The 12,761-nt window shown below is 74.0% G+C and carries 11 protein-coding genes; 7 read left to right on the plus strand and 4 right to left on the minus strand.

Annotated features, from left to right (window positions below; genetic code table 11):
• Positions 1-138: 138 nt before the first annotated feature.
• Together ACZ6TV_RS41850 and ACZ6TV_RS41855 are read right to left on the minus strand one after the other, a co-directional pair.
• A complete protein-coding gene (locus tag ACZ6TV_RS41850; protein WP_465304845.1) occupies positions 139-1,917 on the minus strand; it encodes a DUF4132 domain-containing protein in 1,779 nt (592 codons plus the stop codon).
• Between the two features lie 187 nt (positions 1,918-2,104).
• Positions 2,105-3,472: a hypothetical protein gene (locus ACZ6TV_RS41855; protein WP_465304707.1), complete on the minus strand. Its 1,368-nt coding sequence runs from the start codon at positions 3,470-3,472 to the stop codon at positions 2,105-2,107.
• Positions 3,473-3,644: 172 nt separating this feature from the next.
• Here ACZ6TV_RS41855 and ACZ6TV_RS41860 point away from each other — a divergent pair, with 172 nt between their 5' ends.
• On the plus strand, positions 3,645-4,010 hold the full coding sequence (locus tag ACZ6TV_RS41860) for an MmcQ/YjbR family DNA-binding protein (protein WP_354786535.1): 366 nt from the start codon (positions 3,645-3,647) through the stop codon (positions 4,008-4,010).
• A 22-nt stretch (positions 4,011-4,032) separates the two neighbouring features.
• On the opposite strand, the gene ACZ6TV_RS41865 is transcribed toward ACZ6TV_RS41860, so the two are convergent.
• Positions 4,033-4,155 (minus strand): hypothetical protein, encoded by a 123-nt coding sequence (locus ACZ6TV_RS41865; protein WP_465304709.1) that lies wholly within the window; start codon positions 4,153-4,155, stop codon positions 4,033-4,035.
• A 245-nt stretch (positions 4,156-4,400) separates the two neighbouring features.
• On the opposite strand from ACZ6TV_RS41865, the gene ACZ6TV_RS41870 reads away from it, so the two are divergent.
• The 6 genes from ACZ6TV_RS41870 to ACZ6TV_RS41895 all read left to right on the plus strand — a co-directional run bounded on the left by ACZ6TV_RS41870 (position 4,401) and on the right by ACZ6TV_RS41895 (position 10,755).
• Positions 4,401-6,353, plus strand: a complete 1,953-nt coding sequence (locus tag ACZ6TV_RS41870) for a winged helix-turn-helix domain-containing protein (protein ID WP_465304711.1) — start codon at positions 4,401-4,403, stop codon at positions 6,351-6,353.
• Between the two features lie 14 nt (positions 6,354-6,367).
• A complete protein-coding gene (locus ACZ6TV_RS41875; protein WP_465304713.1) occupies positions 6,368-7,114 on the plus strand; it encodes an NUDIX hydrolase in 747 nt (248 codons plus the stop codon).
• Positions 7,111-8,070, plus strand: coding sequence for a serine/threonine protein kinase (locus ACZ6TV_RS41880; RefSeq protein ID WP_465304715.1), 960 nt, complete (start codon positions 7,111-7,113; stop codon positions 8,068-8,070). The genes ACZ6TV_RS41875 and ACZ6TV_RS41880 overlap by 4 nt, the downstream gene beginning before the upstream one ends.
• Before the next feature lie 13 nt (positions 8,071-8,083).
• A complete protein-coding gene (locus ACZ6TV_RS41885) occupies positions 8,084-9,046 on the plus strand; it encodes a hypothetical protein (protein ID WP_465304717.1) in 963 nt (320 codons plus the stop codon).
• A gap of 2 nt (positions 9,047-9,048) precedes the next feature.
• Positions 9,049-10,266 carry an adenylosuccinate synthetase gene (locus ACZ6TV_RS41890; RefSeq protein WP_465304719.1) on the plus strand — a complete coding sequence of 406 codons (1,218 nt, stop codon included), beginning with the start codon at positions 9,049-9,051 and terminating at the stop codon, positions 10,264-10,266.
• A 90-nt stretch (positions 10,267-10,356) separates the two neighbouring features.
• Positions 10,357-10,755 carry a hypothetical protein gene (locus ACZ6TV_RS41895; protein WP_465304721.1) on the plus strand — a complete coding sequence of 133 codons (399 nt, stop codon included), beginning with the start codon at positions 10,357-10,359 and terminating at the stop codon, positions 10,753-10,755.
• Between the two features lie 208 nt (positions 10,756-10,963).
• On the opposite strand, the gene ACZ6TV_RS41900 is transcribed toward ACZ6TV_RS41895, so the two are convergent.
• Positions 10,964-12,715, minus strand: a complete 1,752-nt coding sequence (locus ACZ6TV_RS41900) for a DEAD/DEAH box helicase (protein WP_465304723.1) — start codon at positions 12,713-12,715, stop codon at positions 10,964-10,966.
• Positions 12,716-12,761 lie beyond the last annotated feature (46 nt).

The following is a 12,761-nucleotide window of genomic DNA, read 5'->3' on the forward strand; positions in this document are numbered from 1 at the left end:
TGCGGTCGCCGGCCAAGGCCACGGACAAGGCTCACGCGGTCGCCACCTCCAAGCCCCGGACACGAATCAACGCGATCGCGACCTCCAAGTCCCGGACGCGAATCAACGCGATCGCCGGCCCCAGGGCACGGGCAAGGCTCATGCGGTCGCCGCCTCCAGGTCGCGGACGAGCTCATAGGCGCTGATGGGGTCGACCTCGGCGAACGGCACCCGCCCGCCCTCCGACCCGTCGCCCAGCCGGGTCACGACCGCGATCTCGGTGATCTCCTGGACCGGGTCCCGCGAAAGGGCGCCGAACTGCAGTCCTGGGTCGAGCCCGACGACCGCGACGAGCCCACCCGGCAGGTCTCGCTCGACCCACCCCGGCCGGTCCCGGTGCGTGACGTCGGCGCGCCGCCAGGACCCACGCGTCAGCGCGGCGAACCTCGACCCGGGCGCCTTCGCCCCGGCGAACCTGACCAGGACGTCCTGCTCCAGCTCCTCCGCGGTGAACGCATGACTCCCCCGCGCCAGCTGCGCGAATGGCTGCCCGATCGCATAGTCGGCGAACACCTCGGCCCAGCCGCTCTCCCCGAGGTGCAGCGGATGCGCCACCCCCACCACGTCGTCGTCGGCCACCGCCACCGGCCCGTCGTCGACATCGGCGAAACTGCGGTCCTCCGCCACCCGCACCGCCCGCACCACAGCGCCATCGAGCGCACCGACCACAACGCCGGCGCGGGCACCGGTGGGAGAGGGGTGCACGACCCACACGAGCCGCCGGGCGATGTGGAACACCAGCGGGTGCCGGACGATCAGGCGGCGGAACTCGGCGCCGCTCCAGCGGCGGCCCGTCACCATCGCGTGCTCGAAGCGGCGGACCTGCTCGGCGGCGACGGCCCGCGCCTCCTTCTTCAGCGCGGCGAAGCGCTGCACGGCGGCGGTGGCCAGCGCGAGGTCGTCGCGCGCCCCGGGCTTCGGCAGGTCCGCCCGTCGTGCGCCGGACCCGTCGGCGACGAACGGGGCGAGCCGCTCGTCGAAGCCGACCGTGAAGCGGCGCGGCCCGTAGTCCAGGACGAGGGTGCCGGCGGCGTCGAGGCCGAGGTCGGGCACGAGCCGGTCGGCGAGCTGCTCCGGCGACAGCTCGAGCCCCGCGGCGACCTCGGCGAGCCGCTCCGCCGCCCGGGCGCGCACGGGCCTGGCCCGGACGGTCGTGCTGAGCCGGTGCAGCTGGGTGAGCGCGCCCTCGGTGCCGATCCTGGCGATGACGTCCACGGCGGAGGCCGCCCGCCCCGCGGCACCCTGCGCCCGCCAGGCCCGGACATAGGAGGCGAGCCGCCGCGCGGTGTCGTCGTCGCCGAGCGTGGCCTGCGCCTCCAGCACCCAGGCGGCGCGTGGCGGGGCGCCGGCCTCGACCCAGCGGTCGAGCAGCGAGGCGGCGAACGCAGCGAGCGACCCGGGCGTGCACGACCCGGCGAGGACGGCCAGGCCCGCATAGGGCTCGCCCGGCCGCGACATGGCCAGCATCGTCAGCACGTGCCGGGCGGCGCCGAGCGGGACGCAGCCGGCACCGGCGCGCAGCTCGATCGGGGCGAGCGCCGAGGGGTCGGCCCAGTCGGGCAGCGCCGGTGGCCGGGCCGGGAGCACGTCGAGCGGGTCGGTGTCGAGCAGGTCCCGCACGGCGGTGGCGGCCGCCGCCCCATACGACCGGGCGGCGGACTCGACCGTGTCACGGTCACCGTGCTCGGCGATGAGCCGCAGCGCCTGCCCGGCGAGGCGGCGCGCCTGGCCGGTGGGGCCGACGGCGGCCGGCACCAGGGCGCGGGCCGCGGAAGCGGGGTGCCGGCGCAGCCAGGCGACGGCGTGCCGGCGCGCGGACCGGCTGCCGTCGAGCCGACGGGCGATGACCGTGGCGACCTCGGGCCCGGTGAACGGCATCAGCAGCGGCGTCGTGCTCGACCTGCTCGACCGGTCGATCTCCAGGATGAGCGGCAGCACGGCCGCACCGAACCGCGCGACGAGCCCTGGCGCCCAGCCCTCCTCGTCCCACCGGCGGCCGGGCAGCCACCCGGCGGCGAGCGGGACGGCCAGCTCCAGCGGAGCGCTCAGGAAGAATCCGACGACGTCAAACCACCGGCGGGGCCTGCCCGCCGCCAGATCGCGGGCGATCTTCGGCCAGTCGCCGTCGGCCGGTCCCCACTCGGTGAACTTCGCGGACCGGCGCAGCCACTCGTCCCGCTCGCCCGGCTGCCACGCGACGGTTGCCTCGTCGGTGCACACGAGGGCGGCAACGACGATCGGCTTCGCGGCGGACCGGCGGCCCTCGGCCCACGGTGGCGTCGCGAGCAGCGGTGGCAGCGCGTGCGGCGGCGCCATCACCCGCCGATCGAGGGCGGCGATCTCGGCGGCGACCCGGGGGGGCGGCCGGGCCGGTGAGCGTGGGCAGGACCGTCTCGGCGGCGGCGCGGTGCCGGGCGACGTGGGTGCGCAGGCGCTCGGCGACGCGGCGGCGGGACGCGCCGGCCGCGAGCAGCCGCACCGCGCGCTCGGGGAACCGGTCGGACGCCTCGGTCAGCGCCGCCGGCACGGCCCGCTCGGCGACCCGGTCGGCCAACGCCTGGAACGCCTCGTCGGTCGGCACGGCGGCGAGGACGGCGAGGACGGTGCGGCGCCCGCCGGCCGGCATCGCCCCGAACCGGTCGAGCCAGTCCACGAACAGCGGCGCGATCTCCTCGCCGAGGCCGTCGGCGAGGGTGAGCAGCCGCCCCGGCTCGGTGAACAGCGCCTCGGGCGGATAGTCCCCGGTGAGGGTCGACGCCTGCACGGCGCTGGTCACGGAGGCGAGGGTCAGCAGGGTGCGCCAGTCGTCGCCAGCGACGCGGCCGCGCACCTCCTCCTCCACCCAGGACGCCTCGGTCGGCGCGAGGAACGCGGTCACGACCCGGTGCGTCGAGGACCGCTCCCGCCATCGGGCGAGCAGCTCCACCAACGACGCATAGTCCCGCTCGGGTGCGGCGGCGAGCGCGGCCCTGACCCGGGCGAGGACGCGGCCGGCGCCCTCCGAGCCGCGCAGCCGGCGCACGACGGGCTGACCGACCAGCGTGGTGCCGCCGACGAGGCCGCCATAGCCGAGGCCCTGCAGCTCCATCGCGGCGTCGACGGCGAACGGCAACCCGCGCCCGGCGATCCACGCGTCGGCGAACGCGCCCGCGGCGGCCCTGCTCCGATCGTCGGGCGGGCCGGCATAGGCGGCGGCAACCGTGGCGGCGCCCAGCGGGGTGCTCGCCGGGTCGCCGTCGAGGTGTGCGATGCCCGCGGCGCTGAGGTCGGCGGGGGTGTCGGGGTGGGTGAGCGCGGAGCGCAGGCTGGGGCGCCTGCCGAGCAGCGCGGCGAGGTCGGCGGCCCACGTCGCGGAAAGGCTGAACCCGGCGCGCGCACCACCGCGCCGCGGCATGATGTCGCGCAGCCATGCGGCCAGAACGAATGTGCTCATCCGACGTCTCCCCGTGTCCCCCGTCGCGGTTGGCCGTCACCATAGCGACGCCCCCCGACAATTTCGGTCGCACGCCCGCAAGCTGCGGGGACACATTTGATCATGAAATTGAGCAAATGGGGAAAATCGGATCCTCGGAAAAGTGTCGGACCCTCCTGTTACACCTACAGACATGGGAATCCGAACCAGCCGCGGGGTGAGCGTCGACGAGGCGCTCCGGATGGTCCTGACACTGCCTGAGGTCGAGCAACGCCTGCACGGCAACCATCTCGGCTTCCGGGTGCGCGACCGGGGGTTCGCCTATCTGTGCGAGGACGACTGGACCATGCTGGTCAAGACGTCCCGCGAGGAGCAGGCGGCCCTCGTCGAGGACGATCCGCGCGCCTACAAGAAATCGCACGCGTCCGGCCGGTTCGGCTGGGTGCAGGTGCGCCTGCGCAAGGCGCACGAGGACGAGCTAGCCGACCTCATCACCGAGGCGTGGCGGATGACCGCGCCGAGGCCGATCGTGGCACGCCTGGATCTCGCCCTGAGCTGAGCAGGGGGTGCGCGGAGGGGAGCTACTGCATCGCGGAAGCCACCATCACGACGAGACCGGCGCTCAGCGCGGCGATGAACACCGTTGCGAGCACGATCCGCCATGACAACCGGACGACCGGGGCGACGTTGGCCATGATCTTCATACGCCGCAGGGGACCACGGCGTCCTGAAGCCGGCCTGTGGCCCAGCTGAAGCGACCGTCCAAGCAGGCCAGAACACGCCGCCCCGACCCACGCGAGACACCACGACGCCTGACGTCGGCGAAGTGGAGCACTCAGGCTGCGGCCGGCGCCGGTGACGCGGGGTGTTCAGGGTGGTCGGATGCTGGTGAGGGGAACCGCTCAAGGGTCGGCGGAGGCTGCCGATTGCGGCGGCTGTGGACGTGCGTGTGCTGGGGCAGATCGAGATCATCGACGGTGACGGCCGGCGGATGACGGGGGACGACCTGCCGCGGCGGGCCCGGCAGGTGCTGGGGGTCCTCGCGGCGCGGCACGACCGGGTCCAGTCGAAGGACGCGCTCGCCGACGCGGTCTGGGGGGCGGACCTGCCCGGCAACGCGACGGCGGCCCTGGAGCACTACGTGTCGGTGCTGCGCAGGGCGTTGCAGCCGGGGGTGCCGACGGCACGGTCGTTCATCGTGACCAGGGCCGGTGGGTACGTGTTCGCGACCGACCGGGCCCGGCTCGACCTCGCCGAGCTGCGGGCGGCGGCCAAGGTCGCTGAGCGGCGGCCGGGGCAGCTCGACGTACGGGAGCGGATCGTCGAACTGGCGCCGGAGCTGCCGTTCGCCGAGGACGAGTACGCCGACTGGGCGGCGCCCGCGCGGGCCGAAGTCAAAGCAGTGCTCGTCGCGGCGCTGCTCGACCTCGCCGAGCCGGCGGCCGGCGCGGACCCGGCCAGAGCGTTGCGGCTGGCCCGGGAGGCGACGGAGCTGGAGCCGTTCACCGAGCGCGGGTACCGGCTGGCCATGCTCGCCGGCGCGGGGCTGGGGCGGGCCGACGAGGTGGTGCGCTGGTTCGACCTGTGCCGGCGGGCCCTCGCCGACGATCTCGGTATCGCGCCGTCCGCGGACACCACGTCGCTGCGCGACCGTCTCCTGAGTGAGCTGCACACCGCAACCCCGGCCACCGAAGACGCGTCCGTGGAGCGGCGCGGCGGCGGCGACCGGCGCAAGGCGGACCGGCGCGCCGCGGCGAGCCGCCCCGACACCGTCAACCACAACGCCACGCACACCCCTGCCCAGAGGCTCACCGTGGTCCGGGAGACGGAAGCCCCAGAAGCTCCGGAAAACCGGGACGGGTTGTTCGTCGGGCGGGAGGAGGAGCTCGCGCTCCTCGCCGGCGGGCCTGGGGTCGTCCACGTCGTCGGACCCGCCGGGGCAGGGAAGTCGGCGCTGCTGGCGCGGCTGCGCGACGAGCAGCCGGCCCGCGTCGGGCTGGGGCGGGGGCCGGGGCCGGGCGGCGCGCTGCGGCTGGGCTGGCTGCGCACGGTGCTGCACCAGCTGGGCCGGCCGGACGACCGTACGCTCGACGCGGCGATGGGCGAGCGGCGCACCCTGCGCCCCGCCGAGCTGGACATGATCGCCGCGGGGCTGGGCGGCTGCGTCATCGCGGTCGACGACGCCGAGCATCTCGACGCGGATTCCGTCAGTGAGCTGCGGTGGCTGCGGGAGCGCGGTCCGCGGGTGGTCGTGTCGTACCGCTACCCGTCCGCCATCGTGGACCGGCCCCTGCACGCGCTCGACGCGGACCTGGTGCTGCGGCTCGACCCGCTCGGCGGCAGCGACCTGCCGGCCGACGTGCTCGCCGCCAGCGGAGGGATCCCCGCGCTGGTGTCGCCCGGTGGTGGCGGGCAGGGTGAGCAGGTCGCCATGCACCTGGCGCGGCAGCGGACCCGGTGGATGCCACCGGCGGCGTGGGAGGTGCTGCGGCTGACCGCGGCGCTCGGCACGCTGCGGGTCGAGCAGATCGCCGCGGCCGGCGGCCTCGACCTCGATGAGGTGCTCGGCGCCGTCGACCGGCTCGTGCACGCGCACCTGCTCGTCGAGGGGCCCGGCGGCAGCGTCCGGCACCGCAGCGACCTCGTCCGCTCAGCGGTCGCGGCGCAGATCTCCGCAGCCCACGGCCACCACCTCCGCGAGCGCCTCGCCTCCGCGAAGACCGCACAAGCCGAGCAAGCCGGCCGAGCCAAGAAGGCCGGCCAAGCCAAGCAAGCCGCGCAAGCCGCGACAAGAACGCCGCGCGCCGCCGGTACACCTGCCGCAAACGCGACACGAAAACGTCGTTGCGTCTCGTCGCGCCCCGTCGTATGTTGTTCTCAGATCGAGAAATACTCTAACTGAGAAGGACTCCCACGGTGAACGACGCCGACTTCCTCGCCAGCTACGACCCGCGCGCCTACCCGCCGGTGGCGGTGACCGTGGACATCGTGGCGTTCACGATCCGCAACAGTGCGCTCAACGTGCTGCTCGTGCGCCGTGCCTGCCCGCCCAGCGAGGGCATGTGGGCGCTGCCCGGCGGGTTCGTCGGCCAGTGGGAGGACCTGCCGACCGCCGCCGCCCGGGAGCTCGCCGAGGAGACCGGCGTCGCCACCGCGCACCGGCGGCTGCACCTGGAGCAGCTCGGCACCTACGGCACGCCCGACCGTGACCCCCGGATGCGGGTGTTCTCGGTCGCATACGTGGCGTTCGCGCCGGACCTGCCCGACCCCGTCTCCGGCAGCGACGCCCGCGAGGCGGCGTGGGTGCCGATGGACGAGCGCCCCGCGGAGCTCGCGTTCGACCACAGCACGATCGTCGCCGACGGTCTCGAACGCGCCAGGTCGAAGCTCGAATACACGCCCCTCGCGACGAAGTTCGTCGGCGAGGAGTTCACGATCGCCGAGCTGCGCGCGGTGTACGAGACGGTGTGGGGCGAGCCGCTGCACGCCGGCAACTTCCACCGCAAGGTGCTGTCGGTCCCCGGGTTCGTGGAGAGCACCAACACGACCACCGAGCGCGGCGGCGCCCGGGGCGGGCCGCGGGCCAAGCTCTACCGCGCCGGCGACGCCCGGCTGCTGCACCCCGCCCTGCTCATGCCCAGCCGAGAGGAGACGGTCCGATGACGGTCACGGCGACCACCACGGCCGAGGCGATCGAGCTGATCACCAACGGGGGCGGGGCGCTGTTCGACGGCGACGACCCGGCCGGCACCTACCGCAGGCTCGCCCGCCTCACCCACCCGGACACCGCCGGGCCGCAGGGCGCGGCGGCGTTCGCCAGGCTCAGCGAGCTGTGGCGCAACCGCGGCACGATCCGCAGCGTCAGGGGCGTCTACTCCACCGCGACGCTCGCCTTCGAGGGTGACCTCGCCAATCTGTACGCGGTGCCCGAGGGCCACCTGAAGCTGGTGCGGGACCCGGCGTGCAACGACCTCATGGCGCGGGAGGCGACCACGCTGCGCCGGCTCGCGGAGCATGGCGACCCGCGCTACCTGCCGTATGTGCCGCGGCTGGTGGACTCGTTCCGCCACAAGGAGGACGCCACCGTCAGGCGCGGCAACGTCGTTGCGACCTCCGCAAAGGGCTTGCACAGCCTCGCCGAGGTCGCCGAGCGGCGGCCGGCCGGGCTCGATCCGCGCGACGCCGCGTGGATGTGGCGGCGGCTGCTCGTCGCGCTCGGCCTCGCGCATCGCGCCGGTGTCGTGCACGGCGCGGTCGTCCCCGAGCACGTCCTGATCCAGCCCGACGACCACGGCGTCGTGCTCGTCGACTGGTGCTACAGCGTCAGCGAGCCCGGCGACCGGATCCCGGCGATCGTGCCGCACCGGCGCGACCACTACCCGGCCGAGGTCCTCAAGCGTGAGGAGCCCGGCCCGTACACCGACCTGGCCATGGCCGCCCGGGTCATGGCCGACCTGATGGGCGACCGTGCACCGCAGGCGTTGCGGCGCTTCGCCGACGGCTGCCGGCTCAGCTCGCCGAGGCAGCGCCCCGACGACGCCTGGAAGCTGCTCGGCGAGCTCGACGACCTGCTGCACCGCCTGTACGGCCCCCGCAAGTTCCGACCGTTCACCCTGTAGAAAGGGGTCTCCCATGGGAAGTGGGATCTGGTCGACCGACGTCTATGACGCCGCTGACCGCTACCGTCGCTCCACCGGTGCCAGCGCGTTCGCCTACAGCGACTCCGGCGCCCGCACCGTCCACAGTGCACTCGACCCGAAGGGTGTCGGCATGCGGGAGAGCCGCGACTCCGACGAGCACCCCGACTCGGTCGCCATCGCCGTCATGTTCGACGTGACCGGCTCGATGGGCTCGGTGCCCCGGGTGCTGCAGCAGAAGCTGCCGCAGCTGCTCGGCCTGCTGCTGCGCAAGGGATACGTGAAGGACCCGCAGATCCTGTTCGGCGCGATCGGCGACGCCACCTGCGACCGGGTGCCGCTGCAGGTCGGGCAGTTCGAGTCCGACAACCGGCTCGACGAGGACCTCGGCCGCTTCGTGCTCGAAGGTGGCGGCGGCGGGCAGATGACCGAGTCCTACGAGCTCGCCATGTACTTCATGGCCCGGCACACCAGCATCGACTGCTACTCCAAGCGCGGCAAGCGCGGGTACCTGTTCATCATCGGCGACGAGCAGGCCTACTCGCGGGTCAAGCCGAACGAGGTCCGCGACGTCATCGGCGACAAGCTCGGCGAGCCGATCGGCTTGCGGGCAATGGTCGACGAGGTCCGCGTCATGTACGACACGTACTACATCCTGCCCGCCGGCTCGTCGTACGCCGGCAACACCACGATCCTCGACTTCTGGAAGGACCTGCTGGGCCAGAACGTCATCGCCCTCGACGACCTCGACGCGGTCTGCGAGACGATCGCGCTCACCGTCGGCCTCGGCGAGGACAGCATCGACCTGGACGAGGGCCTCGAGGACCTGCGCGAGGTCGGTTCGGCGGCGACCGCGACCGTCGGCAAGGCACTGGCCCGCATCGGCGGCGGCCGCGCGCCGGTCGCCACCGGCACGGCGCCCACGATGACCGGCACCACCAGCGTGGAAAGGCTGTAACCATGGGGCACGTCATCGTGGTGGACCTCGGATACGGGGACTGCGGCAAGGGGACCGTCGTGGACCACCTCTGCGCCACGCGTGACGTGCACACCGTGGTGCGCTTCAACGGCGGCGCCCAGGCCGCGCACACCGTCGTGCTCGGTGACGGGCGCAAGCACACGTTCGCACAGTTCGGGTCGGGCACGTTCCGGCCCGGCGTGCGGACCCACCTGTCGCGGTTCATGGTCGTCGATCCCCTGTCGCTGGCCGCCGAGGCCGACCACCTGATCGGTCTCGGCGTCCACGACGTGTGGCAGCGGCTCACCGTCGACCGCGCCGCGCTGCTGTCCACGCCCTATCACCGGGCGGCCAACCGGGCGGCCGAGCTGGCCCGCGGCGCCGACCGGCACGGTTCGTGCGGGATGGGTGTCGGCGCGACGATGGAATACGCCCTGTCGCACGTGGACGACGCGCCGCGGGTCGGCGACTGCCTGACGCCCGCGGTCCTGCGGGCGAAGCTCACGCGGCTGCGCGCCGCGCTCGACGTGGACGGTCCACCGGTCGACGCCTGCGTCGAGGCGTACACGGCGTTCGCCGCCACGGTGTCCATCGTGGACGGTCTGCGGATCGAGGGGCCCTGCGTGTTCGAGGGCGCGCAGGGGGTGCTGCTGGACGAGTGGCACGGCTTCCACCCGTACACCACCTGGAGCACGACGACGTTCGCCAACGCGGAGACGCTGCTGGCCGGTGAGCCCGCCTACCGTCTCGGTGTGCTGCGCACGTTCACCACCCGGCACGGCGCCGGCCCGCTGGTCACGGAGGACCCGTCGCTGCCGATCTCGGATCCGAACAATCCCGCGAACCCGTGGCAGGGCGCGTTCCGGGTCGGTCACTTCGACGCCGTCGCGCACCGCTACGCCCTCGACGTCTGCGGCGGCGTCGACGGTCTCGCCCTCACCCACCTCGACACCGCCGCGGACAACCCGCGGTTGCGGATGTGCACCGGGTACGACGGCGTGACCCCGACCCGGGGCGTCACCGGCGACCTCGACCGCCAGGAGCGCCTCACCCGCGCCGTGCTCGAGAGCCGGCCGCGGCTGACCGAGGTCGACGACTGGACGGCCGCGGTGCAGGACCAGCTGTCGACGGCCGTGGTGCTCGAATCGTGGGGCCCGCGCTCGGAGGACAAGAAGTCCACCGATTCGGCGGCGGCGGGGTCCCTTCGGCTGACATGCTGAGGCCGGCACCTCAGTCGCACCACAGTTGAACCTCAGCCCACCGTGTGACGCTACGACCAGCACCGGTTGAGGCTTCGAGGGGGACACGGCATGGGATTCGACCGCGGCGCGCTCAACACGGTCCTGCTCGCCACCACGGCGGGCCTCGCGATCGGGGGCGTGATCGGGATCGTCTCCCCGACGTTCGCCGAGGCCGGCCCCGCCGAGCCGGGCCGGCGCCCGCCCGCGACGGTCGTCACGGACGTCGACGTGCTCACCGCCGACCACATGACCATCACGGTCCGCTTCAGCAACACGGGCACCGCCCCGCGCCACATCGCCGCGACGGACGTCTCGGTGTCCGCCGGACCGGTCGTCCTGCGCCCTCGTACGTCCGGCGCCACCGACGTCCGCCCCGGCGCCACCGTCACGTCGACGTTCGCCTTCGACACCCCGCCGGCGGGCGCCGCCCTCACGCTGCACGTCCCCGGCGAGTCCTTCCCGCTCTGACCCGCCCGGACGCGTCGCGGCCCGCGACGATGGGATGCGCATGCCTCACCGGGCGACAGCCGGCGCTCGCTGTGATCGGGGCGAGCGGCGCGGCCGGTGTCGTCGGCGGTGGGTGGGTGAGGCCCCTCCGGCCGACCGACCGTGGGACGGGTCAGACCGGCCCGAGCGACCGCGTGCCGGAGGGGAGGTGGGCGGCCCGGGGAAGCGGTCAGCCGGAGAAGCGTTCGCGGCGCACGACGGGGCGGCGGCCCTTGAGGGTGGTGCGGCGCAGGGTGTCGATGACCTCGTCGACGGCGCCTTCCGGGACCTCGACCAGGGCGAACCGGTCCGTGATCTCGATGGCGCCGATGTCGCGGCCGCTCAGGCTCGACTCGCCGGTGATCGCGCCGACGAGGTCCTGGGGGCGGATGCCCGCGGCCCGGCCGGCGCCGACGAAGAGCCTGGTCATGCCGCCCGCGGGGACGCGGCGGCCGCCCGACTCGCGGCCCCGGCCGCGGCCGTCGGCGTCGCGGACGGCGACCCGGCGGCCGGGACGGTCGGCAGGGCCCGAGCCGAAGCCGGCGCCGGAGGACTCGCGCGGGGCGCGGAGGGTGATCTCGGGGATCTCCTCCTGGTCGCCGTCGCCGATGCCGGCGGCGTCGTGTGCGATCTTGACCGCGGCGATCGCGATCTCCATCAGGTCGAACTCGTCGCTGAGGGTCTCCACGACGACGCGGAACTGCGACAGCGCGTCGTCGTCGGCGACGAGGAGCTCGTGCAGGGCGGCGCGGGTCAGCTCGAGGCGGCGGGCGCGCAGGTCGGCGACCGTCGGGACCTTCTCGATGAGGATGCGCTGCTTGGTGATGCGTTCGATGGTCTTGAGCATGCGGTGCTCGCGGGGCTCGGCGAGGGTGATCGCGATGCCCTCGCGACCGGCCCGCCCGACGCGGCCGATGCGGTGCACGTAGGACTCGGGGGCCGACGGCACGTCGTAGTTGACGACGTGGGTGAGGTGCTCGACGTCGAGGCCACGGGCGGCGACGTCGGTGGCGACGAGCAGGTCGGCGGTGCCGTTGCGGAGCCGGGCCATGACCCGGTCGCGCTGCTCCTGGCCCATGCCGCCGTGCAGGGCCTCGGCACGATACCCACGGCCGTTGAGCGTCTCGGTGAGCTGGTCGACCTCGTCGCGGGTGCGGCAGAAGACGAGCGCCGCGCCGGGCGCCTCGACGTCGAGGATGCGGCCGAGGGCGGCGGACTTGTGGGCGCGGCTCACCACATACGCCACCTGGCGCACCAGCGGGGTCTCGCCGGCGGCGGTGGGCTCGCGCCCGATCTGGATGCGCACGGGGTTGTTGAGGTGGCTGCGGGCGAGCCCGTCGATGCGGGGCGGCATGGTGGCGGAGAACAGGACCGTCTGCCGGTCCTCGGGGGTCTCCTGCAGGATCGCCTCGATGTCCTCGGCGAAGCCCATGTCGAGCATCTCGTCGGCCTCGTCGAGGACGACGACGCGCAGGTCGTGCAGGTGCAGCGTGCCACGGCTGATGTGGTCGAGGGCCCGGCCGGGGGTGGCGACGACGACGTCGACGCCGTGCTCGAGGGCGCGCAGCTGCCGGCCGATCGGCTGGCCGCCGTAGATCGGCACGACGCGGGTGCCGAGGTCCTTGCCATACCGGTGGATCGCCTCGGACACCTGGACGGCGAGCTCGCGGGTGGGCACGAGGATGAGCGCGGACGGGTTGTCGCCGCCGGGCGCGGGGATCGTCTGCAGCAGCGGCAGCGAGAACGCGGCGGTCTTGCCGGTGCCGGTCGCGGCCTGGCCGAGCAGGTCACGGCCGCCCAGCATCGGCGGGATCGCCTCGCGCTGGATCGGGGTGGGCTCCTCGTAGCCGAGGGTGGTCAGCGCCTTGAGCAGCTCGTCCCGCAGGCCAAGTTCGGCGAAGCCGGTGTCTTCGGTCACGGCGGAGCTCCTCAATCGTGGCAATCGTGGCTTCTACCAGCATCCCAGGCCCGCTCTTCCACCGCCCGGG

Source organism: Dactylosporangium sp. NPDC051087 (genome assembly GCF_055586325.1).